Source organism: Mesoflavibacter sp. CH_XMU1404-2, from assembly GCF_037029465.1.
In the GTDB taxonomy this organism is placed as follows: domain Bacteria; phylum Bacteroidota; class Bacteroidia; order Flavobacteriales; family Flavobacteriaceae; genus Mesoflavibacter.
Map to the genome: position 1 here is coordinate 223,761 of NZ_JAYMEM010000001.1, position 25,743 is coordinate 249,503.

Below are 25,743 nucleotides of genomic sequence, written 5' to 3' on the forward strand. Positions count from 1 at the left end.
TGTAAAAAAACAAATATGAAAAAATTAACTTTAATCACTGCTTTATTATTTAATATAGTTGCTTTATCTCAGGAAATTGTTATTAGCAACCCTACTATTTCAGATAGTATTTTTGATAATAAAAGCATTAGACCTTTTGAAATTGTTGAAAACGTTCCTGTTTATAAAGGTTGTGAAAATTTGGAAGGCAATGCATTAAAAAAGAAATGTTTGCAACAAAAAATAGGTGAACATTTCAAGGCAAATTTCAACTCTACAATTCCAAATAACTCAACCTTAAAATCTGGTATATATAGAGTATTAGTAAACTTTAAAGTTAATCAAGAAGGTAGTATAACAGATATTAGAACAAATATTTCTGATGAAACTGTAAAAAACGAAGTTAAACGTGTTTTCAAACTAATGCCTCAATTGAAGCCAGGAATACATAAAGGAAAACCTGTAACTGTAGCGTTTTCAATTCCATTTAAAATATATTTAGAAAAAGATAAAAATATAGAAACAAAAAACCCTGTATTTAAAGGATGTGAAGAGTTTTTAACCAATAAAGAATTAGATTATCGTACTGAAGAAAAAATAATTGAGCACATCCATAAAAAATTTAACTATAAAAAGGCAAAAAAACTTTTTATAAATAAAGAGGAAAAAGGTTTTTTTCAAAATGTAGAACCTATACCATTTAAGTTAGATTTTATGATTAATAAAAAAGGGGAAATAGAAAACATAAAAACAGACATAGAAAAACAAGAAATTGCAAACGAAATTATAAAATTAGTAAATAAATTACCTAAATTTAAACAACCAGGAACCATAAACGGATTACCAACAAATATGCCTTTTAGCCTTCAAATGACTTTAAATTTCTTTTAAAATGGTTATAATTTAACTTACAAACGCTTTACCAATGTTCGGCAAAAAAAAACAAAAACCACAGATTGATAAAGAGCAATTAGAATTAATAAAAAATGCTCAACAACGTGTTAAACAAAAAAAACGCTTATACTATCACTTTGTTATTTTTTTAATTGGTGCTTTATTCTTAATCTTAGCTAACACTGTTTTAGGTATCGGTCAAGACCTTAAAATATTTGGTCAAGATTGGTTTGTTATCGCCATTATAGTTTGGTTATTCTTATTTGTCTTTCACTTATTTAATGTGTTTGTTACTCATAAATTTATGGGTAAAGACTGGGAAGAACAACAATTAGCAAAGCTAGTTGAAAAACAAAAAGTACGTATAGAAAAACTAAAATCGCAATTAGAAAAAGAAGATTTAACTATTGTCGAAAGCCAATTATACAATCAAAAAAACAACAAAGTAATTAATAACCTAACCATGATTGTTGCTGCTGGAGAAAATAACGAAATAGGAAAAGACAACGACCTAATTTGGCATCTTCGTGATGATCTTAAACGTTTTAAAACATTAACCTCTGGTCACCATATTATCATGGGACGTAAAACTTTTGAAAGTTTTCCTAAACCATTACCAAACCGTACTCACGTTGTTATTACAAGACAAGCGCATTATAAAGTTCCAGATGGCGTAATTGTAGTTAATAGTCTTGAAGATGCTATAAATATTGCTAAAAAAGACACACAACCTTTTATTATTGGTGGCGGCGAAATCTATAAACAAGCCATGCCTTACGCTAGTAAAATTGAAATTACGCGTGTGCATGCAAAGTTTCCTGAAGCCGATACGTTTTTCCCTGAAATTAATACAGCTGAATTTAAAGAAACAGCCAATACATTTCATAAAAAAGACGAGCATCACGACTATGAGTTTTCGTTTTTAACTTTTGAGAGAATTTAGTTTAAGTTTTAAATCCTGAAATATTGTTTAGCTTTTTTAAAAAACGAATACCTTTTGTAGCAACTTTTAGAGAAAGCATAATTATAGGGTTAGTTTTAGGGTTACTTCTTTCATTTATAATTATTTTTCTCGAGCCATATAACACAAATCAATTTCAGCATAAATATAAAACGCTTCTTTTATTTGGTTTTGGTATCGTTTTTTTCCTGACTTATATAACATACTCTCGTCTAGAGAACTTACTTTATAAAAGAATAGGTTATTGGAATTTCACATTAGAGATTATTTCAATTTTAACATTTTACATTATAGTTGGTAGTTCTCTTTTTTTATACAATAATAATATTGTTAACGGAGATACTTATAGCCTTAAAACTCATTGGATATATTTTAAACAGATAGTTATAAACTTTATTCCTATTTTCTCTCCTTTTCTTTTGTTCTTAAGATTCAGATTAGGAAAAATCAAACCCAAAAACTCTGAGAAAACAATAACTATTTATGGTAAAAATCAAGATGAAAAACTAAAACTTCTAAAAGATAATTTGCTTTTCATCAAAGCCAATGAAAACTATATTGATATTACTTTTTTAAACTTAGAAAACAAGTTGCAAGTAAAAACATTTAGACATACACTATCTAAAATACATTCTCAAATTAGTTTTTTAGAAAAGTGCCATAGGTCATACTTAGTTAATACAAAACTGATAAATGAAGTTAGAGGAAACTCTCAAAACGCAAAAATTATTTTAAAAAATAGTGATCTAGATATTCCTCTTTCTAAAACCTATTACAATAAAATAATAAGCAAAATAAATCTAACAAAAGACTAAACAACTTCTACTATATTATTTGGTCAAAAAAAATAGTCTTTAATCACAATCTTAACAAAACCAACACTTTTCTTTATTAATTTGAGCATAAATAAAAATCACTTTTATGTTACTAACTAATAAAACACTTTATTTTTTTCTATTTTTTTTTACTGCAAACTTCTTATTTAGTCAAAATAATTGGCTCGTAAAAAATCCTAATGGTTTTGATTTTTACATTACAACTAAAGTGGAGAAGAACACTCTTGTTGGGTACTCAAGACCTAAAGCTTTAAAAGAAATTATTGGAGGATTAAATTTTTCTTTAATAAAATCTACTACAAGTATTAAACATCCTGAAATTATTCATTTCAAAGGATTACTTAATAACTCTTACTATGAAGGTGAGTTTCAAAATCTATTTGATCAATCAAATTTTAAAGCTAAAATTACTAAAGACTCTTTGATAATACATATTCAAAATAAAAATGGAGCTAAAAGTTTTATAAAAGCGAAAAAAGTTGAAAAAATTAAACCCTTAAGAAACTATAAAGAAACTTTTAAATCAATTTTTAAACTTACAGAAGATAACATTTACAATCCTTTGTTTATTGAGTCAAAAGACTGGAAGAAGTTCAAAAAACAAATGAATAAACTTAGCAAAAGTATTAATGATGATTATGAGCTACAAATTGCCTTTTATGCATTTGCTAGAAAGTTCCCTTTTTCTCATTATTATTTAGGCAAACATAAAGAAACTACTAACAATGCTAATGGTTTTTCTGGATTTGCAAATCTCAAACATGTAAACACAAAAACATGCATCTTAAAAATTGACGGTTTTTATGGATCTAAAAAGGAAATGGATAGTCTAATTAAAATTATAAACAATAAAAACTATAAAAATTTAATTATTGATTTAAGAGACAATCAAGGTGGAGATTTAGAAGCTGCTTTTCCTTTAGCTGAATTTATAATAGACCACCCTATTATTGCTGGTGTATTTCCTAATAAAAATTGGTATGAGGATTTTAAAAAATTACCAACCAAAGATGATTACTCAAAATTCACTGAATTTACTGGAGGCACACTAGACCAATGGTACAAGAAAGCGTCAGAAAATTATGGCGCATACTACAAAGTAAACCCATCAAAAATCCATTTTAATGGTCAAGTATACATCTTAACTAATACTAATACAGCAAGCACTTGCGAACCATTAGTTTTTGGCCTTAAACATCATAAATTTGCAACAGTAATAGGTGAAAACACAGCTGGAGCAATGCTATCTGCTAAACAATTTGTTATTGAAAACATCTTTGAACTCACAATACCTCTCAACGACTATATAACATATTCTGGAGAAAGAATTGATAACAAAGGCGTCAAACCTAATATAGAAGTAAAGTCTACCGAAGCACTAAAATACGTTTTGGATTTAATTGAGTAGAAATCAAATTTTCAACACACCTTTTAATCTTTTTTAAATATTTTAGCATAAAGTTTCAAATCAAAAAGACTTCGCTAAATTAAAATGAAAAACAGCGCATTCCTTCAGTACACAAAAAAATATATCAAGCTTACTACTGAAGAAGAAGCTATATTACTTTCTAACATTGTTGTTCGCACGTATTTGAAAGACCAATACATAGTACAACAAGGCGATATTTGTAACAGTTCTAATTTTATTATTTCTGGATGTACAAAAACATTTTATATGGGTGCAGATGGACAAGAACATGTAGTGATGTTTTCTATTGAAGACTGGTGGACATCAGACCTTGGAAGCTTTATTGCTCAAAAACCAGCAGATTTTAATGTACAGTGTATAGAAAATACAACCGTAGTTCAATTTACTTATGAAAACCTAGAAAAACTCTACACACAAATCCCAAAATTAGAGCGTCTTTTTAGAAAAATTGTAGAACGTGCTTTTGTTGCTTCACAAAAAAGAGTCATTAGAAACTTTAGTCTTACCGCAAAAGAACGTTATGTTATTTTTAAAAAAACATATCCTAAAATAGACCAACGTGTACCGCAATATATGATTGCTTCTTACCTAGGAATTACCAAAGAGTTTTTAAGCAAAATTAAAAGTCAACTTATCAACGAGCAATAAAAGTTAATCTAGTTTAACTTCATTTAATAAACTACTTCATTTTTTACCTCTTATCTGTTTTAGACCTTTGTATCAACAAATTTAAAAACAGAAAAAATGAATACACTTTTAGAAAAAATCAGCTCTATAAATGATATGATTCTTCAAGGAAAAGCTATGGAAGCTTTTGAAGAATACTACCATGACGATGTAGTAATGCAAGAAAATGAAAACCCAGAAGTAGTTGGAAAAGACGCTAACCGTAAACGCGAAGAAGAGTTTTTTGGAGCAATTACAGACTTTAGAGGTGCAAAACCTTTAAAAGTAACTGTTGGAGAAAACACAACTATGGTCGAGTGGCATTTTGATTATACACACAAAGATTGGGGAATTAGAAACTACACTCAAGTAGCAGTACAAGACTGGAAAGACGGTAAAATTGTAAAAGAAAAATTTTACTACGCAGGATAAACAATAATAAACTTAAAAAACAAAACACATGAAAAAATTAACAGGAATTACGCTTATAGCATTAGTATTATTATCATTCACCACAATTGATGGTAAAAAAGAAATCAAAACAGGAGACAGTAAAGTAGTATGGAAAGGTTACAAAGTAACTGGATCTCATGAAGGAACAATAGACATCAAATCTGGTTTCTTAAACTTTAGTGAAGATGTTTTAACAGGTGGCGAGTTTACAATAGATATGACAACCCTATCTAACACAGACTTAGAAGGAGAATATAAAGGAAAATTAGAAGGTCACTTAAAATCTGACGACTTTTTTGGAGTAGAAAAATACCCAACTGCAACTTTAAAATTTACTAAAGTAAAATCTGTAAGTAAAAACGCTTACAAAGTAACAGGAGATATTACTATTAAAGGAAAAACAGAATCTATCACTTTTGACCTTTCTGTTTATGGCAATAAAGCTAATGCTGCTTTAAAAATTGACAGAACTAAATTTGATGTTAGATATGGTTCTACTAGCTTCTTTGATGGTTTAAAAGACAAAGCTATTTATGACGAATTTGATATCGTTGCAGATTTAGAGTTTTAATTAAAATTTAAAATACACATTAAAAAAAGCATAAGGTTTCTTATGCTTTTTTTATTTAAAACGAAAAGTAAAAAATTACTTTCAACTAAATTTTACCTAATTTCGCAGTATGGTAAAAGACATTCAACTTCGTGTTTCTCTTAAAGAAGAGGAAATCCCAGATATATTATTAATTAAATCTGCGGAATGGTTGTCTATACCGCGTGAAGACATTTCAGGCATTAAAATACTACGTAAATCTATCGATGCACGTAAACCTAAAATTATCTTCAACTATAAAGTGTCTGTCTTTATAAAAGAACCAGTTCCAGAAACTTCAGATTATCACTTTGAATACAAAGACGTTTCTAATTCCAAACCTGTTCATATTATTGGTTTTGGTCCTGCTGGTATGTATGCAGCGTTGCGCTGTGTAGAACTAGGTTATAAACCTATAGTTTTAGAACGTGGTGCTAATGTGCAAGACAGACGTCGCGATCTAAAAGCCATAAATCAAGATCATTTTGTAAATGAAGATTCTAATTACTGTTTTGGCGAAGGTGGCGCAGGTACATATTCTGACGGAAAACTATACACACGTAGTTTAAAACGTGGTGATGTACGTCGTATTTTTGAAAATCTTGTTTTTCATGGTGCTACAGATCAGATTCTGGTCGATGCTCATCCACATATTGGGACTAATAAACTACCAAAAGTCGTTCAAAATATTAGACAAACTATTTTAGATTTTGGTGGCGAAATTCATTTTAATACTCGCGTTACCGATTTCATTATAAAAAACGAAAAAATAGTTGCTCTTCAACTTAACAATGGTAACGAATTAACTACCGAAAAAGTAATTCTAGCAACAGGTCATTCTGCGAGAGATATTTTTTATTTATTAGACAGAAAAAATATAGCAATTGAAGCTAAAAGTTTTGCAATGGGTGTACGTGCAGAACATCCGCAGCAGATTATTGATAACATTCAATACCATTGTTCTGGCGAAAGACATCCATTATTACCAGCTGCTTCATACAGTTTAGTGCAGCAAGTAAATGGACGAGGCGTATACAGTTTTTGTATGTGTCCAGGCGGATTTATTGTTCCTGCAGCAACAGCAAATGGTGAAGTTGTAGTTAATGGTATGTCGCCTTCTAGACGAAATAATAAATTTGCAAATTCTGGGATTATTGTTGAAATTAATGCGGACAAAGATTTACATAAATACGAGCAATTTGGAGCTTTAAAAGCATTAGAATTTCAAAAAGATCTAGAAAAATTAGCTTTTACTGCTGGAAACCGAGACCAAACAGCACCTGCACAACGTATGACAGATTTTGTTGAAGGTAGATTATCTTCAACTTTAAACGAAACATCCTACCAACCAGGTATAAAAAGTGCGCCTTTACATAGTTTATTTCCAAAAATTATAGGCAGTTCTTTGCGTAAAGGGTTTAAAGCTTTTGGTGATAAAATGAAAGGCTATTACACCGAAGAAGCTAATATTATTGGTGTAGAATCGCGTACCTCATCGCCAGTTAGTATTCCAAGAACAGACCAATTACATCATCCAGAAATCACCAATTTATATCCTTGCGGTGAAGGCGCTGGTTATGCTGGCGGAATTATTAGCGCAGCTATGGATGGTGAACGCTGTGCTGAAGCTGCTACTGGGAATTTGTGAATTATAGAATCAAGAACATAGACAAAAGAGCATAGAGACAAGAACCTAGATTTGTTCTAATATTTTAAATCAATTTAACATAATTCTCGATACAACGCTTCTATCGTCGCGTCACTCGAACTGACGTCATGTAGTTATTAATTTTTCGTCACTTTGAGTGATTTGTGAAGTATGAACAAATTGTATCGAGAAGCTTTAAAGCAATAGTTTTCTTTAATATTTTATTCCTATTTTTGCTTAATAATTAAGAAACTAAATTTAATGAAAGCATATATTTTTCCTGGTCAAGGAGCTCAGTTTACTGGTATGGGACTTGATCTATACGAAAACGCTCCAGAAGCTCAACTTTTATTTGAAGATGCCAACTCTATTTTAGGGTTTAACATCACAGATATCATGTTTGAAGGTACAGCAGACCAATTAAAAGAAACTAAAGTAACACAACCTGCTATCTTTTTACACTCGGTAATTTTAGCAAAAACTTTAGGTGATAGCTTTAAACCTGATATGGTAGCTGGTCACTCTTTAGGTGAGTTTTCTGCATTAGTAGCAAACGGAGCATTAAGCTTTGAAGATGGTTTAAAATTAGTATCTCAACGTGCTATGGCTATGCAAAAAGCTTGCGAAATCCAGCCAAGTACTATGGCGGCTGTTTTAGGTTTAGAAGACAAATTAGTTGAAGATATTTGCGCAAAAACCGAAGGTGTTGTTGTTGCAGCTAACTACAATTGTCCAGGACAATTAGTAATATCTGGAGAAGTAGACGCTATTAATCGTGCTTGTGAAGCTATGAAAGAAGCTGGCGCAAGACGTGCTTTGGTGTTACCTGTTGGTGGCGCATTTCACTCTCCAATGATGGAACCTGCTAGAGAAGAATTAGCTGCTGCTATAGAAAACACAACTTTTAGCAAACCTAATTGTCCAATATATCAAAACGTAACAGCTAGTGCTATTATAGATGAAAGTGAAATTAAAGCTAACTTAATTTCGCAATTAACAGCGCCTGTACGTTGGACACAATCTGTACAGCAAATGATTGCCGATGGCGCTACTTTATTTACCGAAGTTGGTCCAGGTAAAGTTTTACAAGGCTTAGTTAAAAAGATTGATAGATCTGCTGAAACTGAATCTGCAACAATTAGTACAGAAGAATAATGAGCGCAAGAAACATACTTATTACAGCATTAGTTTTTCTAAACATTGCTCTTGACCAAATCTCTAAATTTATAGTTAGAGCTGAAGTTGGAAAAGGTAGTGTTAGTGAAATTATAGGAGATGTTTTTACCCTACATAATGTTGAAAACAAAGGTGCTTTTTTAGGTATGGGAAGCGACTTTAGTCCTGCTTTACGTATTACACTTTTATTAATTTTACCAATACTAGTCTTAGCTTTTGTGCTTAGGCACATTATTAAAGACAAAACTATGAATATGTTTACATTAGTTGGTTTTTGTTGTATCATTGGTGGCGGAATTGCAAATGTGTATGACCGAATTGTTTACGGATCTGTAACCGACTTTTTACATTTAGATTTTGGTGGTATGCTAAGAACTGGGATTTTTAACCTTGCGGATGTTTCTGTAATGGTTGGAATGGGTTGTTTAATTGTTGGTAGCTTTAAAAAGAAAAAAGAAGCTTAAAATTATATAAAAAAGCCTCGAAAATTTCGAGGCTTTTTTTATGCTATCTAGCTAAGTTGCAATCTGCGCAATCTTTAACTTCTCCGTAGTACGTTTCGCGATATTTGTGTAATGTTTTAAAAGGAATACCTAATAAGTGTTTTTTAATATAGGTTACTTTTGCAGTTAATTTACCCATTTTTGGTGTAAATCTATCTTCGTGTTTTGTTTGTCTTTTGACAGTAATCAGTTTCATTGTTGTATCATTTGCATTAGCTACAAAGAAAGTAAGAATATTGACCAATCACGAATTTTAAACATTAAAATATTGTTAATCAGGTAATTAATAAAATATATTTAACGATTTAGTGTAATACTTACGTATTTGACAATTTAACACCGAATAATTTATAATATTTTAATCTGAATTTAGGCTTTTTTGCCACTTCCAAGCAGATTTCATAGCATCATCAAGAGTTGATTCTGCTTTCCAACCTAGAATTTGGTTGGCTTTTTTAGTATCTGCATACGCAGAAATCACATCTCCTTCTCTTCTATTAGCAATCTTATAATTCAATTTTTCACCTGAAACACGCTCAAAAGACTGAATGACTTCTAACACGCTACTTCCTTTACCTGTTCCTAAATTAAAATACTCGTAATTACTTGTATTATTAGATTCTAACAAGCGTTGCAAAGCAACAACGTGTGCTTTAGCAATGTCTACCACATGAATATAATCTCTTATACACGTCCCATCTGGTGTTGGATAGTCGTCACCAAAAACAGATAGTTGTTCGCATATTCCAACACCTGTTTGTGTTATAAATGGCACTAAGTTTTGCGGCACACCAATTGGTAACTCTCCTATTTTTGCTGTTGGATGCGCGCCAATAGGATTAAAATAACGTAAAGCTATTGCGTTTAAATTTGGTGTGACTTTACAGGTGTCTTTAATAATTTCTTCTCCTATTTGTTTGGTATTACCGTAAGGTGATTCTGCAGGTTTTGTTGGCGCGTTTTCTGAAATTGGTAACTCATCTGCTTGCCCATAAACGGTACAAGACGAACTAAAGATGAAATTAGATTGCTCTAATTTTGTTATTTCTTGCAACACATAAACCAAAGTGTTTATATTATTTTCATAATACATTAGTGGTTGTTCTACACTTTCTCCAACTGCTTTACTTGCTGCAAAATGAATAACACCAACAATATCTTGATGTTTTAAAAAGAATTTTTGGACTTTGGATTTTTCTTTTAAATCTAGATTTTCAAAAATTGGTGCTTTACCTGTGATGTTTACAATACCGTCTAATACTTTTATTGATGAATTTGATAAATTATCAATTATAACGACTTCAAAACCTTTGTTTTGAAGCTCGACTACGGTATGTGATCCGATAAATCCTAATCCTCCTGTTACTAGTACCTTCATTGGCTGGAATGTGCGTTAGGGATTGAGCAATTGTTGGAGCACATCTTTGATTGCGACTTGCGAAAGCCCGACCCTTTATGGGTAACGCCCTAATTATTTGCTATAAATTCTTTAATCTTTGTTGTAATAAATTCAATTTGATCGTCTTCTAATTCGGTATGCATTGGTAAAGAAATAACTTGTTTTACCAACTGGTTAGTGACTGTAAAATCTGCTTCGTTATACCTGTTATCTTGATAGGCTTTTTGTTTGTGTAAAGGTATTGGATAATAGACACCGCAAGGGATATCGTGACTATTTAGATATTTTACCAACGCATCTCTATCTACATTTTCTAATTTTAATGTGTATTGATGAAACACGTGACAATCGCAAGTATCACAAATACCTTCGCAATTATTTACGGTTTTAGGCAATGTAATTTGTGGTACGTCTTTTAAGGCTGCATTGTACTTTCTTGCTGCGTCACGACGTGCTTGATTATAATTATCTAAATGTGGTAATTTGGCATCTAAAACTGCTGCTTGGATAGAGTCTAAACGTGAATTTACACCGACTACATCATGGCGATAACGCTCGTACATTCCGTGATTTACAATACCTCTAATGGTATGTGCTAAATCGTCATCGTTTGTAAAAATAGCGCCACCATCACCATAACAGCCTAAGTTTTTTGAAGGAAAAAATGATGTTGAGGCTACATGACCTATTGTTCCTGCTTTTGCTTTTGTACCATCTTGGTATGTGTAGTTAGCTCCTATAGCTTGCGCATTATCTTCTATAACATAAAGGTTATGCTCTTTAGCTATTTGCATTATCGCTTCCATGTTAGCACATTGACCAAACAAATGTACTGGCACAATTGCTTTTGTTTTAGGCGTAATTGCTTTTTTAATAGCTTCGATATCGATATTAAAATTATCTGGATCTACATCTACTAAAACTGGTGTTAATTTTAAAAGCGCAATAACTTCTACGGTTGCAGCGAAGGTGAAATCGGCTGTAATGACCTCATCACCTTGCTCTAAACCTAATCCCATCATTGCTATTTGTAACGCATCTGTACCATTTGCACATGGTATAACATGCTTTACACCTAAATAATTTTCTAAGTTTTTTTGAAATTGATGTACTTTAGGACCATTAATAAAAGCTGTATTATCAATAATCTCTTGTATAGAAGTATCTACTTCTTGTTTTATATCTGCGTATTGACCTTTAAGGTCAACCATTTGTATTTTTTTCACTCGATTTTAATTTATAATCGTTTATGTAACGAATTTACAAAATTAGCCAACGCTAACCAATGAATTACGTATTTTAGCACAAACAATTTAATTTGAATATTATCTACAACATCCTTATTTATTTGACTTCATTGGTATTAAAAGTAATTGCGCTTTTTAACCAAAAAATAAAATTAGGCGTAAAAGGTCGTGCTAACACGTTTGATATTCTTAAAAATGAAATTAAAAAAAGTGATAAAACGCTTTGGTTTCATTGTGCGTCTTTAGGTGAGTATGAACAAGGTTTGCCTATTTTTGACATACTAAGAAAAGACTATCCTAAACACAAAATTGTTTTAACATTTTTCTCTCCTTCTGGTTATGAGATTAGAAAAAATGCACCATTTGCAGATGTTGTTGTGTATTTGCCATTAGACACAAAATCTAATGCAAAACAATTTATCAAACTTGTAAATCCTGAGTTAACGGTTTTTGTGAAGTACGAAATCTGGCCAAATTATTTGAATGAAATTAAAAAGAAGGGTTTGCGCGCCGTATTAATTTCGGCTGTATTTAGAAAAGATCAATCCTTTTTTAAATGGTATGGTAAACAAACTAAACAAGCACTTTTTGCTTTTGAGCATATTTTTACTCAAAACGAAGAGTCTAAAAATCTACTTGAAAACATAGGCTATAAAAATGCTACTGTTTCTGGCGACACTAGATTTGATCGTGTTTTAAATCAGTTGCAAATTGATAACACTCTTGATTTTATTGAAACTTTTAAACAAGATAAATTATGCATTGTTATTGGTAGTTCTTGGCCAGAAGATGAAGCTATTTTAGTACCATACATTAATCAATGTAAACATGATGTAAAATTTATTATCGCACCTCATAATATAAAAGCTAAGCAGATTGATAGCTTAAAACAATCCATAAAAAAAGAGACTGTTTTATTTTCAAATAAAGAAAATACAGATCTTAGTAATTCAAGCGTCTTCATTATTGACACTATCGGCATTTTGAGTAAAATATATAGCTATGCAGATATAGCTTATGTTGGTGGCGCAATGGGAAAAACAGGTTTGCATAATATACTAGAACCAGCTGTTTTTGGAGTACCTATTATAATTGGTTCTAACTATAAAAAATTTCCTGAAGCGCAAGAAATGATTGATAATGGCAATGTCTTTTCTGTTAATGATTATTCTTCACTTAAAAACAAATTAGACTTACTTATTGAAAATAAGATGTTTAGAAAAGAAACCAGTAAAAAAAGTTTCAACTTTGTAAAAGAAAAAGAAGGTACTATCATCCAAATAATAGGTTTTCTACGTAAATAGTATATGTAAAGGGTTATAAATTAAAAAAGTAAGAGAAATATTCATTTCTTTTAAAATTCATTGATAACTTTAAAGAATTACTAATCAAAAACAATTAAAAATGAAAAAACTATTATTAAGTGCTGTTTTAGTATCTGCAATAGCCTTTACATCTTGTAGAGACGAAAAAAAAGCAGAAGAAGTTGAAGATACCATTGAAAATGCTGCAGAAGCAACAGGTGACGCTGTAGAGAATGCTGCAGAAGAAACAGAAGAGGCTGCAAAAGATGGTTTTGAAGCTACAGGAAAAGCAATTGATGAAGCTGTTGAAGAGACTAAAGAAGCAGGAGAATCTGTTAAGGATGCAGTAAAAGAAGCTACTGATGACGATAATTAAGAGAATTACTCTTTAAATTGAAAAGCTCACTTAAATTTAAGTGAGCTTTTTTTATGTCTATAACTTATTGTAAATAAAAAAAGCCTTATCATTTGATAAGGCTTTTGTACTGAAGGCGGGACTTGAACCCGCACGACCAAAACGGTCATTGGATTTTAAGTTTATGTTTAACTTGTTGTAAATATTTATACTATTGTGTATCAATGATTTAAAAAATTAGTATTGGTAAAAAATAAAATTTGTAGGTACGGTTTTGGGTACTTCTAAAACCATTGATAATCAATTTCAAAAGAACAATTAAAGCTATCTATATCAAATTTTTGAATACCAGAAGCTTCGTTAAAAAAGTTATTAAGCTTTCCTTTTATAGTTTCTAATTTTGTGCCACCTATTAAATCGTCATTTGTAACACTATCATCATCATAAAAACCAATAGTAATGGTGTTTTTAAAACTATTTTTTGTTATAATTAATTGGTCAAATTTCCAACGTTGTGTTTGTGTTGGTTTTAAATCTGTTACTTTTCCTGTTTGTTTAATAATTTTATTTAGTGTCAAATCTCTTATTTCAACATAAACATCTGGATAAGTGCCAGAAATCATATTATCCCATGCTCTACCGTCAGACTTTGTGTTTTTAAATTCTGTTATAGTAATGCTATTTATTTTAAGCATTTCGTATTGTTTTTTAACAGTTATAGAAAGACTGTCTACAATAAGATTTTTTTCATCAGTAATTTTTGTTAGGATTATCTTTTTTGTGCCAGGATCATCAATTGTAAATTTATAATTTACAAAATCTCCGCTTTTATTATCTAAAAAAACATTATTACCGTCAATTTTTGCTATGTATTGCGTGTTTTCTTTTAAATATGCAAAAGCAGCATAAATCGTATCGCCTGTAAATAGGTTATCTTTATTTTGAACAGATATTTTTTCGGTTTTTATATCATTTTGAGAAAAAACAGTAGTTGTAAAAATTAAAAAAGTAATAGCGAGTAGTGTTTTTTTCATTTTATAATAATTAAATGGCTTTTTTATTATTACCATTGGTTAATAATTCTAGGTATTTTTCTGCTTGGTTTCTAAAAACGTTTTTATCTTCTATTAAGTTATTTATAATTACGTCTTTTTGCTGGATCTGGTATTTTAAATCTGTAATAGTGGTTTTTGCAGCTTCTAACTGATCGTTAATTATTTGGTTTTGGTAGCCAGTAGCATCTTCATTTACATAATCTGCTTTAAACTTGTTAGATTTTTCTATTTCTATTTTTAATAAATCATCAATAGTGTAACCAAAAGTTTCGCTAATTTTTAGTAAAGCGTCAACAGTTGGGTATGCTTTATCGTTTATTAATTTTGAAACAGTAGATACTGTTAAGTCTAAAACTTCACATAAATCATTATTGTTTAAAGCGTTTATACGCTTAATATAGTTTAAATTTATAGAGAAGTAATTTATCATAAATAAAAAAGATAAGGCGAAAAGCCTTTATTTTATTGGGTTTGTATTGGTTCTTATGTTTTTTAATAAGATATTTTCTTAAATCATTTGTTTCTTATTAGTTTTAATAATATGTTTGTAATCAAGTTAGAAAAAAAACTATTATCATGGCAATTTCTACAGACAAAAAATTAGATAATCAAATTAAAAAAGAGTTTCGTACACAGATGCTAAAAAAGCGTTTGCGTGAGGACTATATCATAAATAATTGGATACCTGATAGATTAAACATATCTACCGAAAGAGTTTGCCAAGCTTTAAAAGACATTTCAAACCTTGTGCCAAAAACTACTACCCTACCATATAAAACACCACCACCATAAAAACTTATGATAAGTTTAACAAAAAAAGGATCGTGCCTACCACAGCACGATCCACCATATAAAAAATACCACTCATACATATAAAAACATACGAGAAGTAAATTAAAACAAAAGGTTTACCACAACCTTTTGCATTTTGTAAAAGTAATTAAAATGAAATTATTAGCAAACACATGTTTAGAAATTTTTAACGCTATGCCTACCGCAGAGCAGCAAAAGTTTTTGTCTATTGTTAATAATCAAAAGGTTACAACCAAACAAACAAAAACAAACAATGCCCTTAAAAACCAAATTAAGGCTAAAATTTTAAGGGATCATCATAAAAGATATAACAATACCAGTAGGAATAATAACAATTATTCTTTTAAAAGCGGCTAGGTTTAAAAATTCTACTTACAGCCATAGTAAATTTTTTTCTAACTGAGGTTTATTGCTTAATAGCTAATTATCAATAAATAACAATCTAGTCGCTTTTTTTTAACCATATAAAAATACCACAATACATTATGACAAGACCAGCACAAACCCAATTACAACAAGTTAAACACATTGCACCTGCAAGTGTTTGTAATAAGTTTCCTAAACTAACAGATGTACCGTTTGCTTTACACGGTTTGTTAGCATTTTTTAAGCCTTTATGCAATAAAGTAGAGCATTTAAATAGTGGTAATACACATTGTTTTACAGCTAACTATATCAACCAAACAACACAGCCAAAAGCATTACAGGTATTAGACCAGCTACACATTAAGGGTTATAAACTTTCCAGATTTGCACACAACCCAGCCAAAAAATACACCTCTTTAACTTTAATTAAAATATCATGAGCAAAGCACAATTAGATATGTTTTTAAAAAGGTTAAAAACAGGTAAAAACGATACGCAAAAATTACAGATTTACAATTTTATAAAACGCAATCCTGGTTGTACTATTGAAGATATACATTTTCAATCAGTAGGTATGAAAATGCAAACTATAACAGGCAGAGTAAGTGAGTTGGCAGATCTAGGAGTAGTTAAATACGTTGGTACATTTACAGCAAGCAACGATAGTAAATTATCTACACTTTGCATTATAACAGATCCAAAAAAACAGTTGCAACAACAATCCAGACGTAAACTACGCAAAAAGAAAAAAGCAATAAAAACCTTACTTACTTCTTTTGAAAACCAATTAAACGCAAACACTATACAAAGTTTGCAATTAGAATTGTCTTAAATATTACGTTATGATAACAAAGATAAGACTACCAGAAGATGCGCTTTTAGATAGTAGAGAGTATTGTATTTTTTCTGACATACAAAAAGGCGATGATTTAACCTATTTAGATAAAAACGGTCAAAAAAAACATGCAACAATTACAAAACGGTTGTTTGATTTTTTAGATAACCAACTGGTTTTAATTGCTACCAAAAAAGAAACAAAAACCGTAGACACCAACTCTATTAAAAAACTAATCTTTAGTAACGAGTGTAACGGTAGGTTAAGAAATATTTTGTTTGACTACATCGACCAGTACGAAACCGATAACATTAAAGAAGTTACTGAAAAAAAATTCTTAGCCATGCGTAATGCAGGCAAAAAGTCGTGGTTAGATTTTTGTCAGATCACAAACTTTAATTTTAAATAATACAACCCATGCAAACCACAGAACACCTACTACAGCAGTATTTAACCAAACAACAAGCAAGTTTTTACTTGTTTAACCATAACCCTTTTAAAGATTAAAGTTATGCCTAAAGATTTTATAACAGAAAAATACATCAAAGGTTATAACGATGTTGAAAATTCAATAGATATTAAAATCAGACAAGGTTTTGCTATCTATTCAATTTTTGAATTACCAGGTTTAACTTATATAACATATGTAAGATAATAGTTATGCAAACAACAAACATACTTAACGGTTTAAATCCGTTTTTAGGACAGATTATACATAACCGCCCAGATCCAGTAGATAAAAACAATAGCAACAAAGTTTTTAAGTACCCTTTTATTACTTCAGAAAACTTTGCAGCAACCATGAAAAATTACGAAAAGTACATTTCTATCTATAACGATCATGTATTAGAGCAAAACCAAGAAGTGAAAAAATATAATGCGCTGGTAGATGCTATGCTAAAAGCAAAAAAAGCAGATCTAAAAGCGGTTAAATTGCTTCAGCAAGACTTTAAAAAAGATAATAACGCACTATTTGTACGTAACTATAATGCAAAAGTAGAGCAATACAATACCCAGCATGGTCCAACCTTACACAAACGTAAATTTGTACAGGTAAAATGGAATAGCATATTAATATTTAAAGCTGTTTTAGGCTTTTATGTAAGCCAAATAAAGAAAAACAACCAATACCGTATGCAAGGCGGTATTAAAACCACCAGACAATTAGAAAAGATTAAAATAGACAGCAATCAGCTATCTAATGCAACCATAGACGGTATAAAAGTTAATCCAGTACATAAAAAAACATTTCAACGCCATGTAAAGCGTTTGCGTGAAGCTGGAGTATTAATTGATTATACATTTATTAACAGTCAGAAGCCAATACAATGTAATATTAACCCTAAAATATTGGTAATTTCTGACATCGAAAAACAAAAATCTCAAAACACTAAAAATCAATCTTTTAAGGAATACGGAAGTACAAAATGCACTTATAATAACCATACTACAAGAACAAATAAAGATAATATTAAAATGAAAGAAGATTTTAATAAAAAATCTTCCGAAAATCCGTCCAACAACGGAAACGAAAACTATAATTACAAGAACACCAGTAGGTCTAATAAAAAAATCGAAACGCAGGCAAACCAGGCGGCGCAAAATTTAACCCAAAATCAATACGAAATCATACAAGCGCATCAAACTAGCACTATTTTAAGAGATAAAATATTAGATCTGGTCGAATTTGCAGAAAACCTACACGCTGGAGAGTATATTAACTATACTAAAATACCATTAAAAACACTACTTCAAGAGTTGAAATATGGTACGCTTGATAAAGCAGAGTTTAGGCAAATTGTTATCCAAGATACAATTAAACAATTAGCTAAAAATTGGGCAAATATGCCAAAACTACACATAGGTAGTTGGGTAAATGCCTTAAAAACTATTGAAGATAATTGGTTAATCACTTTTAATGGCTTTGTATTTAACAAACAAACCATTTTTGAACATGCACAACAGTATAATTGGCGTGCAAAGTATGTAAACCGTTGGTTTAAAAAGAATAGTAATAGACGCATCTTATATCCAAGTGAGTATTTTAATCCAAACCGTACACATAGTTTTGAATGTGGCTGGAAGTTTACCGAGCAAAAATATAAATCAAAACTATCAAAAACACCACAACAGCGTACAGAAGCTAAAACCGAAGCTAAAAAACGCAAAGCTTACAACTATAAGCTTAAACAAATGCAAACACAGGTCCGTATGTATGCAGATGGTAAAAAAACATTGCAAGAAGTAAACTTCTTTTTAGAAACAAACGGTTATCCAGAAAGTATAAAGCAGCTTTTAGCTTCAGAGATTAATAAATACCACGCTTAACCATGCAAACAACCACAAAAAGTGCCTACACTTTAGATCAAGGCGATAAAATAGTAAACATTGGTACAGTAGGATCTGTACAACATTTTAAAAACGGTGTAAAAGTACATTTAAGCTACTCACAATTAACAAAAGTAAGTAGCGTGTTTTACCCAATTAACAGACAAATACTAATAGAACAATAATCAATAACCTTTAATACATTTAATTATGAGTACAGAAACAGAAAACACTCAACAAACAAACAGCAACCAACCAACTCAAGATGTTGCTAACAAACAGGATCAAAACCAAGAAGTTGAAAACAACAATGTAGATCCTACAAATCACACTACTGAAGATAACACAGTAGAAACACAAACAGAGCCACAAGATTACATAGAAAAAGTAATTAAAAACTTTGTTGGCAATGATCCTCAAAAAGCTAAAGAAAAAATTAGCAAAAAACACAACATACCATTAAAGTTGTTAGAAGTAACAGAGGATGAAAAAATATTCTATGTAAAACGTAGATAACAAACAAAAGCTGCAATAATATTTTTTGTTGCAGCTTCTTTTAAAACCATATAAAAAACCACATGATACATATAATTTTAGACATCATAGTTTACGCCTTTACAATATTAATGATCTATCAATTAATCAAACAAGGCGCATTTAAAATGCTATTTTTCGCATTAAAAAAACAATTAAGACAATGGTATCGTACAACCTATTTTTATAAAATAGTTTCCGGTATAAAAACAAAAATAAACCGGACATTTTTTAAAAAACACACCGTAAAAAATAGTCTTAAAGTAATGGACCAGCTAAAACCATTAAAAGGCGAAAAAGAATTTAACATTAAAGGCACTAAAATAAACGCCAAAAACCGTGCGCATGCAGAAAAAATATACCAGCGTATTTTAAACCTAGACGTAATCTATACCAAACAAAACATATAATGGCATCAAAAAAATGCAAGTGTGGTAAAAGCGCATGCAGTAATTGTAGTCAGTTAAAGCTGGTGTTTTTATTAAAGCACCAGTTTAAAACTACAGATCATAACCCAGTATGGTACAGTTTTATAAAAGAAGAAACTAAAAGCACACAAGCATTAATACAATACATGCTTAATCGTGCAAAAAATAGTCCATACGTCGGCAAAACTAATTGCATCATCATTTACCACAACCAAACAAACAAACAACTGTTAAAAACTAATATATAACCATATAAAATTTACCACAATGCAAAAAGACATCAAATTATTAGATCTATTTAGCGGTACAGGTGGATTTGCACTAGGCTTAAAACAAGCAGGTTTTAATATAATAAAACATCAATTTTCAGAAATAGACAAACACGCCATAGCTAACTATAAACACAATTTTAAAAATGCAGAATACATTGGATCAATTACAGATGTTTCCGGATCACGAGGTCAATCAGACATTATCACTTTCGGAAGTCCTTGCCAAGATTTTAGTTTGGCTGGAAAAAGAAAAGGGATTGAAGGGGAAAGAAGTAGCCTTATCATGGAAGCAATTAGACTTATTTCTGAAATCCAACCAAGTGTTTTTATCTGGGAAAACGTTAAAGGAACTTTCTCCAGCAACAATGGCGAAGACTTTTGGGCAATTCTCAACGCCTTTACCAACATTGGGCGTTATAGACTTGAATGGCAACTGCTTAATACAAGCTGGTTTTTACCCCAAAATAGAGAGCGCATTTATCTTGTCGGACATCTTGCAGGATCAAGTAAGCCAGGAGTATTTCCTATCACAAAAACGCACCAAAAAACTAATACTACACAACCGACACAAAACAATAAAGTTGGAACGTTAATGGCTGGTTATGGAAAAATACCAACTGACGGAACATATATACAAGTAAAACCAATCCAAAACCCAGACCGCAAACAAAAACAACAAAATGGTAGACGTATAAAAAATACTAACGAGCCAAGTTTTACTATAAGCGCAACAGATACGCAAGGCGTAGTAATTGGCACATTACGTACACATAACGACGGTAAAGGATTTAGAAAAGTAAAACAAAATATAAGTCCAACCATACCAGCAAGAGCAAGAGAGGACGGAAGCGGACAACCTGTAATTAAAGTAACTGGCGGTACACAAAAAAACGCAGGACAATTAACCAACAAATCAACTGCATTAACAAGCGCAATGGGTGAAGGTGGCGGACACATACCAATAGTAAACCAAATAAGAAGATTAACCGAAATAGAATGCGAACGCCTACAAGGTTTTCCTGATAATTGGACCAAGTATGGTTTCTATAATAATGTAAAAAAAGAAATACCAAAAACCCAACGCTACAAATTAATAGGCAATGCAGTAACCGTTAATGTAGTGAAGGAAGTAACATCTCGATTACATATAAACAATTAATAATTTAAACCATGAGCCACCAAGAAATAAAACTATCTAAATTAGATACCGATGATGTAACAACATTAATAGAAGCTATTAAAGATTATTACAACAAACAATTAATAGATTACACCAATAATAAATTACAATTAAGCTTATTACAAACAGTATATTTAAAACTTCAAAAACTTCATTTTAATTTTTATAAACAGCAAAAATTTAGCTTAAAACTACTTTATCATTATGCAGTAACCACACAACAAGCACTAACTGTTTTTAATACACAAACAAAAGACCAATTTTTAAAAAACAGATCCTTACAGTTAATAACAAAACTAGATCAACAAATCAAAAATAATGGCAGTTTATAAACATATATTAGCATCAAAACAAAAGCAAATAGATAGCTATATGCAATTTATTGTATCAGAGCCACTAACCTACAGTCAAAAAGAAAAGTTAGAAATAGAGATACAAAAACTAATAAAAGAAAAAAACCAGATGCTTAACTCTAGTTTGGCAGATTTATTGCAAATACAAATTTATACTATTCAAGCTGCAAGTTGGATTAATAAAACATAACAAGTTGTAAAAAAATAGTATTTTAGTAAAACCATATAAAATTTACCACTTATGAAAACACTAATTACCACATTAGCAATTCTATTATTTGCTATAAACACACAATCACAAACAAACAAAATTAACGACACCTGGTATATATCTGTAGGAGTAGATCCTGCGGTATTATCTGGAAGCCACTTTTTAGCCAAAGACGGTAAACGTGTAGAAGCAGGAAGCTTAAACTATATCATACAATTAGGCATGGAAAACTACCAGCCTAAAAAAATAGGCTTTAAATGGCAATTAAGGTACGAAAGCTTTAAAAACATACATTTTAAATCTTACGGTTTTTATGGCGGTATTACGTATGATCCATTAATAAAAAAAATACCATTTACAAACATAGACTTATACATTGGCGATTATTGGTACTTACAAGCAGGTACAGAGATAATTAACCGTAAAGGTTTGCAGCAAAAAAAATACTTCAATTTAGATACTTACCGTCCGTGGGCATTAGGTTTAAATTTTGGTATAGTTTATACAACACCAAAAATTAAATGGTTAGACATAAAGCTTCCTTTTGATTTAGAATTTCAATTAAACTACAAAGACAGACCAGTTAATCGTTTGCTTTATACCAAACGACCAGCAAACATTAAAGACATGAAATTAAGCGGTTATATACTTATCAAGAAAAGGTTTTAACGGTTTCAGATAAGTATAGTTATCTTGATTTAATAACCTAAATAATTAGATGAAAAATTTATAAAAGTATGAAAGTAATGGATATAGAAGAATTTATAAATAGAAAACTAACCAAAACAGGCGAGATGCCAAATGGCGATAATATTTATTGGATAACTGAAAAATCGGTAAATAAAATAAAAGATCAATTACGTATAGGTGGTGTTATCAAATCGTTTAATAGCGAGGAAGAGTTATTGCAATTTATTTATATGAACACACCAATTTGTATAAAACCAAAAAGTAAAAGAGCTAAAGGACAATTAGTACTAACTTTTACAAGTAGAAATGCATTTGAACAAGTTTGCAAAGAATTAGCTAAAAAGCTATTTAATGAATGCTAACGGGTTGGCGGTATGGTTTTGTAAGCCTACCACACCGCTTCAATTCGACAAGAAAATTTCAAAGGCTTATAAACTATACCGCCTGTTATATGCTGGGCGGTTTTAAACCGAGAAATATTATGACACACGAAAGCGAACAAGCCCAAATGTTTTACATCTTAAAACACATTGATTACTCCCAAAAATGGGAAGACATTGAATATGGATTAGGTTATGATTTAGGCGACCATAGATTCCAAAGTGATAAGACTTATCAAAAAGTAAGAGAAGCTGCAAAACATCTTTGGGCTTGTCTTAATGGTCACTTAAATTCTAATGGAAACCCAAAGTAGCCTTGCATATAACGAAAAGTATAAGAACTGATGCTTTAGCATTTGTTTTTATACGGTATTATCTGGGTTGAGCGATAGCGATAACCTTTACCGTTATAAAAATAAAAAGGGCGTGGCGGTGCAACCGACATAAAAACTATAACTATGGAAATAAAATTTACCTCTCACGCAGTAGAAAGAAGTTTGGAAAGACTTGATTTAACAGGTGTTGAGTTATTAAGACTTCTTAAATTTAAGTTTAAAGACAAACCTCATAAATTAATAAAAGAGGGTTTACACTATGTAAGATTAAAAATTAAGAAACAAACAATCGTTTTAACGATGAACGGAAATATAATAATAACAGTATTTAAACAACAAAAAAATGGGATTTAGAATTGACGAAGTAAAAAGGAAATTAACAGGTGAAATGCAACAATGTGAAGGTTGTGAAAAAGAATTTGATTTAGCAATTATGCACTCAACTGATGAGTATTGGTTATGCAACAAATGTCTATTGGAAGCGCAAATACAATACTCTAAAGAAGATGTAGGTTGGATAAGTGTAAAAGATGAAATGCCAAATAAAGCGGGTTGGTTAAAGGTTAAAATTGATGATGGGCAAATATTTGATGCAATGGCTTGTAAAAACTTAAAAGGTGATTGGACAATACAACCTTGGGATAAGTATGTGGAATTTTGGAAGTATGACAAAAAGTGATTAATGGACTATATACGAGTATATGGTATGTTAAGCACCCGTACAGCCGACCGAGTGAGCGCCCTTTTTATTTTTATAATGGCAGATAACGAAAAAGTATAACCATCCGTTTTTGAATCAAATAAAAAACAACTGAAAATGAACACTTTACAAAATAAAAACAGCAACCAATCAAATAAACATCAAATAAAAAATGGTGGTTATACCGTGTTACAAAATGTAAAAAAGGGCATGTCTGACGCAGGAAGGCAAATAGTTACTTTTGATTTTGATAGCACTTTAAGCCATAAAATAGTACAAGACTTTGCTAAAAGTTTGATTTTAAAAGGTTTTGAAGTTTGGGTTTTGACCAGTAGATACGATGAAATACATAAACACAAATACAGACACAACCCAACAAATGAAGATTTATATAAAGTTACAGATAAAATTGGAATTGATAGAACTAGAATAAGATTTCAATGTATGCGACCAAAAGCGGAGTATCTTTTTGGAACCAATGTAATTTGGCACTTAGACGATGACTATGTAGAAGTAAATGAGATTAACAGTCAAACAGACACAAAAGGAATTGATGTTACTCAAAAAGGATGGAAAAAGAAATGTAAATCCATTTTAGGGATTGAGTAAGTCGCCCTTTTTTATTTTTGGTAACGGACTAGGTTATAATTCCGTTGCGTAGAAATTCGGCAGAATTTCGGAGTAGGAATTAGAACCGTGTAAGCACACAGAAACTTTAAATAAAACACTAACAAAGCAATGGATTATAACCATTGTTGTAAAACGTTTAAAAATGGGAGAGCTGACCTTAAAAACAAAACCAATATTAAAAACAGAGTTTGAAAAATGGACAGGTGTAATAATTGAATACAGAACAGGAGAAAAAGACGTTAGTTATCAACTACGCATCTTTTTGCCTAACGGTAATTTACATTGTGATACTAGAGTACACACAATAAAACATTGTAAGACTGTGTTTGCAAAATTTATGGAGCAAAAAGGGTTAAAGTGGCATTCTATTTAAATGTTTTACAACGAAAAGCATATGGTTTCGGTTGCCTTAACCGTACTAATGCTTCGGCAACTGAACTATATGCGGTGTTACCTAATGTAAAAAATGGCGTGGCGTAGCCAAATATTTATAACAGTATGAAAACAATAGAATTTGATAAAATAGAACCTACTTGGTTTAATATAGAAGAAAACACCAAAAAAGAGTGTTTAAAAAACAATATTGAATTTTATGATTATTTAGGAAATTTCGTGAAATTTAAACTATTTAATTACATAAAAACCAAAGCATTAATTGAAACAATAAAAACTCTTGATTTTAATGATGAAATAGGTACACGAGCAATTTTAAATAAAAGACATTTTTCAAATAAAAACCGAGAATTAGAATTAGCTATATCTGATTTTAATAAAAAAAAAATAGAAGTGTTTGAATGGCTTGATAAAACTAAAAATCCTTACTTTTTTATATTAAATCCAGTTTATCAATATGGTGCAGGAATTGACTATAAAAGTTGGATTAACGAAAGATATGGTTACATAAAAGTAGCGCATACAGGAATACAAAATTTAGATATAGCAATTGATTATTTAAAATATAAGAGTGAGCTGACCGAGTAAGTCGCCATTTTTTATTTTTGGTAACGGGCAGCGTATAAGGTTTGTGGATGCGCAGCATACACGTAGAAACCGATTGAGCTGCGCATCTATAAACTTTATACTTTGTTATGTATAGTAGTTATCGAATAAGAACAAAAGAAAATAAATATTAACTCACGATTGCCGATGCGTAGCCATTACGCTGCCCGTTATGCTACAATAAGCAATCTTTTA

39 protein-coding genes are annotated in these 25,743 nt (G+C 30.7%); 34 read left to right on the plus strand and 5 right to left on the minus strand.

The window, feature by feature from the left end:
* Positions 1 to 15: 15 nt before the first annotated feature.
* The 10 genes from WA327_RS01070 (at position 16) to lspA (ending at position 9,095) form a co-directional block, all read left to right on the plus strand.
* The gene (locus WA327_RS01070) at positions 16 to 870 is read left to right on the plus strand and encodes a hypothetical protein (protein ID WP_336065457.1); all 855 of its coding nucleotides are present in this window, start codon (positions 16 to 18) and stop codon (positions 868 to 870) included.
* Positions 871 to 904: 34 nt separating this feature from the next.
* The gene (locus WA327_RS01075) at positions 905 to 1,816 is read left to right on the plus strand and encodes a dihydrofolate reductase (protein WP_336065459.1); all 912 of its coding nucleotides are present in this window, start codon (positions 905 to 907) and stop codon (positions 1,814 to 1,816) included.
* A 23-nt stretch (positions 1,817 to 1,839) separates the two neighbouring features.
* On the plus strand, positions 1,840 to 2,649 hold the full coding sequence (locus WA327_RS01080; RefSeq protein ID WP_336065462.1) for a LytTR family DNA-binding domain-containing protein: 810 nt from the start codon (positions 1,840 to 1,842) through the stop codon (positions 2,647 to 2,649).
* A gap of 229 nt (positions 2,650 to 2,878) precedes the next feature.
* A complete protein-coding gene (locus WA327_RS01085; RefSeq protein ID WP_336065464.1) occupies positions 2,879 to 4,078 on the plus strand; it encodes a S41 family peptidase in 1,200 nt (399 codons plus the stop codon).
* 84 nt (positions 4,079 to 4,162) lie between these two features.
* Positions 4,163 to 4,747: a Crp/Fnr family transcriptional regulator gene (locus WA327_RS01090; protein ID WP_336065467.1), complete on the plus strand. Its 585-nt coding sequence runs from the start codon at positions 4,163 to 4,165 to the stop codon at positions 4,745 to 4,747.
* A gap of 96 nt (positions 4,748 to 4,843) precedes the next feature.
* Entirely contained in the window at positions 4,844 to 5,197 is a 354-nt protein-coding gene (locus WA327_RS01095) for a nuclear transport factor 2 family protein (protein ID WP_336065469.1), read from the plus strand.
* A 28-nt stretch (positions 5,198 to 5,225) separates the two neighbouring features.
* The gene (locus WA327_RS01100) at positions 5,226 to 5,789 is read left to right on the plus strand and encodes a YceI family protein (RefSeq protein ID WP_336065471.1); all 564 of its coding nucleotides are present in this window, start codon (positions 5,226 to 5,228) and stop codon (positions 5,787 to 5,789) included.
* A 109-nt stretch (positions 5,790 to 5,898) separates the two neighbouring features.
* On the plus strand, positions 5,899 to 7,455 hold the full coding sequence (locus tag WA327_RS01105; RefSeq protein WP_336065472.1) for an FAD-dependent protein: 1,557 nt from the start codon (positions 5,899 to 5,901) through the stop codon (positions 7,453 to 7,455).
* Between the two features lie 261 nt (positions 7,456 to 7,716).
* Entirely contained in the window at positions 7,717 to 8,610 is an 894-nt protein-coding gene (gene fabD / locus WA327_RS01110; protein ID WP_336065475.1) for an ACP S-malonyltransferase, read from the plus strand.
* Positions 8,610 to 9,095 (plus strand): signal peptidase II, encoded by a 486-nt coding sequence (gene lspA / locus WA327_RS01115; protein WP_336065477.1) that lies wholly within the window; start codon positions 8,610 to 8,612, stop codon positions 9,093 to 9,095. Before fabD ends, lspA begins: the two co-directional genes overlap by 1 nt.
* 43 nt (positions 9,096 to 9,138) lie before the next feature.
* Here lspA and WA327_RS01120 read toward each other — a convergent pair whose 3' ends face one another.
* From WA327_RS01120 to WA327_RS01130, 3 genes are all read right to left on the minus strand, one after another.
* Positions 9,139 to 9,330: a hypothetical protein gene (locus tag WA327_RS01120; protein WP_336065479.1), complete on the minus strand. Its 192-nt coding sequence runs from the start codon at positions 9,328 to 9,330 to the stop codon at positions 9,139 to 9,141.
* A gap of 162 nt (positions 9,331 to 9,492) precedes the next feature.
* Positions 9,493 to 10,512: a UDP-glucose 4-epimerase GalE gene (gene galE / locus WA327_RS01125; RefSeq protein WP_336065481.1), complete on the minus strand. Its 1,020-nt coding sequence runs from the start codon at positions 10,510 to 10,512 to the stop codon at positions 9,493 to 9,495.
* A gap of 89 nt (positions 10,513 to 10,601) precedes the next feature.
* Positions 10,602 to 11,744 (minus strand): DegT/DnrJ/EryC1/StrS family aminotransferase, encoded by a 1,143-nt coding sequence (locus WA327_RS01130; RefSeq protein WP_336065542.1) that lies wholly within the window; start codon positions 11,742 to 11,744, stop codon positions 10,602 to 10,604.
* Between the two features lie 107 nt (positions 11,745 to 11,851).
* Between WA327_RS01130 and WA327_RS01135 the strand changes: the two genes are divergently transcribed.
* On the plus strand, positions 11,852 to 13,084 hold the full coding sequence (locus WA327_RS01135) for a glycosyltransferase N-terminal domain-containing protein (RefSeq protein WP_336065484.1): 1,233 nt from the start codon (positions 11,852 to 11,854) through the stop codon (positions 13,082 to 13,084).
* A gap of 100 nt (positions 13,085 to 13,184) precedes the next feature.
* A complete protein-coding gene (locus WA327_RS01140; RefSeq protein WP_027880495.1) occupies positions 13,185 to 13,460 on the plus strand; it encodes a hypothetical protein in 276 nt (91 codons plus the stop codon).
* 263 nt (positions 13,461 to 13,723) lie between these two features.
* Here WA327_RS01140 and WA327_RS01145 read toward each other — a convergent pair whose 3' ends face one another.
* The gene (locus tag WA327_RS01145) at positions 13,724 to 14,473 is read right to left on the minus strand and encodes a hypothetical protein (protein ID WP_336065487.1); all 750 of its coding nucleotides are present in this window, start codon (positions 14,471 to 14,473) and stop codon (positions 13,724 to 13,726) included.
* A gap of 10 nt (positions 14,474 to 14,483) precedes the next feature.
* Positions 14,484 to 14,924, minus strand: coding sequence for a helix-turn-helix transcriptional regulator (locus WA327_RS01150; protein WP_336065490.1), 441 nt, complete (start codon positions 14,922 to 14,924; stop codon positions 14,484 to 14,486).
* Between the two features lie 146 nt (positions 14,925 to 15,070).
* Between WA327_RS01150 and WA327_RS01155 the strand changes: the two genes are divergently transcribed.
* The 22 genes from WA327_RS01155 (at position 15,071) to WA327_RS01260 (ending at position 25,530) form a co-directional block, all read left to right on the plus strand.
* Positions 15,071 to 15,286, plus strand: a complete 216-nt coding sequence (locus tag WA327_RS01155) for a hypothetical protein (protein WP_336065493.1) — start codon at positions 15,071 to 15,073, stop codon at positions 15,284 to 15,286.
* Positions 15,287 to 15,439: 153 nt separating this feature from the next.
* On the plus strand, positions 15,440 to 15,664 hold the full coding sequence (locus WA327_RS01160; protein ID WP_336065496.1) for a hypothetical protein: 225 nt from the start codon (positions 15,440 to 15,442) through the stop codon (positions 15,662 to 15,664).
* Between the two features lie 128 nt (positions 15,665 to 15,792).
* Positions 15,793 to 16,113 (plus strand): hypothetical protein, encoded by a 321-nt coding sequence (locus WA327_RS01165; protein WP_336065498.1) that lies wholly within the window; start codon positions 15,793 to 15,795, stop codon positions 16,111 to 16,113.
* Positions 16,110 to 16,505: a hypothetical protein gene (locus WA327_RS01170; RefSeq protein WP_336065499.1), complete on the plus strand. Its 396-nt coding sequence runs from the start codon at positions 16,110 to 16,112 to the stop codon at positions 16,503 to 16,505. The genes WA327_RS01165 and WA327_RS01170 overlap by 4 nt, the downstream gene beginning before the upstream one ends.
* A gap of 10 nt (positions 16,506 to 16,515) precedes the next feature.
* A complete protein-coding gene (locus WA327_RS01175) occupies positions 16,516 to 16,917 on the plus strand; it encodes a hypothetical protein (RefSeq protein ID WP_336065502.1) in 402 nt (133 codons plus the stop codon).
* Positions 16,918 to 17,019: 102 nt separating this feature from the next.
* On the plus strand, positions 17,020 to 17,163 hold the full coding sequence (locus WA327_RS01180; RefSeq protein ID WP_336065504.1) for a hypothetical protein: 144 nt from the start codon (positions 17,020 to 17,022) through the stop codon (positions 17,161 to 17,163).
* 5 nt (positions 17,164 to 17,168) lie between these two features.
* Complete coding sequence (locus tag WA327_RS01185) at positions 17,169 to 18,836, plus strand: hypothetical protein (protein WP_336065506.1); 1,668 nt, start codon at positions 17,169 to 17,171, stop codon at positions 18,834 to 18,836.
* A gap of 2 nt (positions 18,837 to 18,838) precedes the next feature.
* Entirely contained in the window at positions 18,839 to 19,021 is a 183-nt protein-coding gene (locus WA327_RS01190) for a hypothetical protein (protein ID WP_336065509.1), read from the plus strand.
* A gap of 25 nt (positions 19,022 to 19,046) precedes the next feature.
* Positions 19,047 to 19,352 carry a hypothetical protein gene (locus WA327_RS01195; protein WP_336065510.1) on the plus strand — a complete coding sequence of 102 codons (306 nt, stop codon included), beginning with the start codon at positions 19,047 to 19,049 and terminating at the stop codon, positions 19,350 to 19,352.
* Between the two features lie 62 nt (positions 19,353 to 19,414).
* Positions 19,415 to 19,780 (plus strand): hypothetical protein, encoded by a 366-nt coding sequence (locus WA327_RS01200; protein WP_336065511.1) that lies wholly within the window; start codon positions 19,415 to 19,417, stop codon positions 19,778 to 19,780.
* A complete protein-coding gene (locus tag WA327_RS01205; protein WP_336065512.1) occupies positions 19,780 to 20,046 on the plus strand; it encodes a hypothetical protein in 267 nt (88 codons plus the stop codon). Before WA327_RS01200 ends, WA327_RS01205 begins: the two co-directional genes overlap by 1 nt.
* Positions 20,047 to 20,065: 19 nt before the next feature.
* Positions 20,066 to 21,229, plus strand: coding sequence for a DNA (cytosine-5-)-methyltransferase (locus WA327_RS01210; RefSeq protein ID WP_336065513.1), 1,164 nt, complete (start codon positions 20,066 to 20,068; stop codon positions 21,227 to 21,229).
* A gap of 11 nt (positions 21,230 to 21,240) precedes the next feature.
* Positions 21,241 to 21,582 carry a hypothetical protein gene (locus WA327_RS01215; protein ID WP_336065514.1) on the plus strand — a complete coding sequence of 114 codons (342 nt, stop codon included), beginning with the start codon at positions 21,241 to 21,243 and terminating at the stop codon, positions 21,580 to 21,582.
* Complete coding sequence (locus tag WA327_RS01220; RefSeq protein WP_336065516.1) at positions 21,569 to 21,793, plus strand: hypothetical protein; 225 nt, start codon at positions 21,569 to 21,571, stop codon at positions 21,791 to 21,793. The genes WA327_RS01215 and WA327_RS01220 overlap by 14 nt, the downstream gene beginning before the upstream one ends.
* Before the next feature lie 51 nt (positions 21,794 to 21,844).
* Complete coding sequence (locus tag WA327_RS01225; protein ID WP_336065519.1) at positions 21,845 to 22,483, plus strand: hypothetical protein; 639 nt, start codon at positions 21,845 to 21,847, stop codon at positions 22,481 to 22,483.
* Between the two features lie 68 nt (positions 22,484 to 22,551).
* Complete coding sequence (locus WA327_RS01230) at positions 22,552 to 22,866, plus strand: hypothetical protein (protein ID WP_336065520.1); 315 nt, start codon at positions 22,552 to 22,554, stop codon at positions 22,864 to 22,866.
* Positions 22,867 to 22,985: 119 nt separating this feature from the next.
* The gene (locus tag WA327_RS01235; RefSeq protein WP_336065522.1) at positions 22,986 to 23,198 is read left to right on the plus strand and encodes a hypothetical protein; all 213 of its coding nucleotides are present in this window, start codon (positions 22,986 to 22,988) and stop codon (positions 23,196 to 23,198) included.
* Between the two features lie 144 nt (positions 23,199 to 23,342).
* Positions 23,343 to 23,573 carry a hypothetical protein gene (locus WA327_RS01240; RefSeq protein WP_336065524.1) on the plus strand — a complete coding sequence of 77 codons (231 nt, stop codon included), beginning with the start codon at positions 23,343 to 23,345 and terminating at the stop codon, positions 23,571 to 23,573.
* Positions 23,563 to 23,898, plus strand: coding sequence for a hypothetical protein (locus tag WA327_RS01245; RefSeq protein ID WP_336065526.1), 336 nt, complete (start codon positions 23,563 to 23,565; stop codon positions 23,896 to 23,898). The genes WA327_RS01240 and WA327_RS01245 overlap by 11 nt, the downstream gene beginning before the upstream one ends.
* A 138-nt stretch (positions 23,899 to 24,036) precedes the next feature.
* On the plus strand, positions 24,037 to 24,528 hold the full coding sequence (locus WA327_RS01250; protein ID WP_336065529.1) for a hypothetical protein: 492 nt from the start codon (positions 24,037 to 24,039) through the stop codon (positions 24,526 to 24,528).
* A gap of 163 nt (positions 24,529 to 24,691) precedes the next feature.
* Positions 24,692 to 24,922, plus strand: a complete 231-nt coding sequence (locus tag WA327_RS01255; protein ID WP_336065532.1) for a hypothetical protein — start codon at positions 24,692 to 24,694, stop codon at positions 24,920 to 24,922.
* Between the two features lie 125 nt (positions 24,923 to 25,047).
* Positions 25,048 to 25,530 carry a hypothetical protein gene (locus WA327_RS01260; RefSeq protein ID WP_336065534.1) on the plus strand — a complete coding sequence of 161 codons (483 nt, stop codon included), beginning with the start codon at positions 25,048 to 25,050 and terminating at the stop codon, positions 25,528 to 25,530.
* Positions 25,531 to 25,743 lie beyond the last annotated feature (213 nt).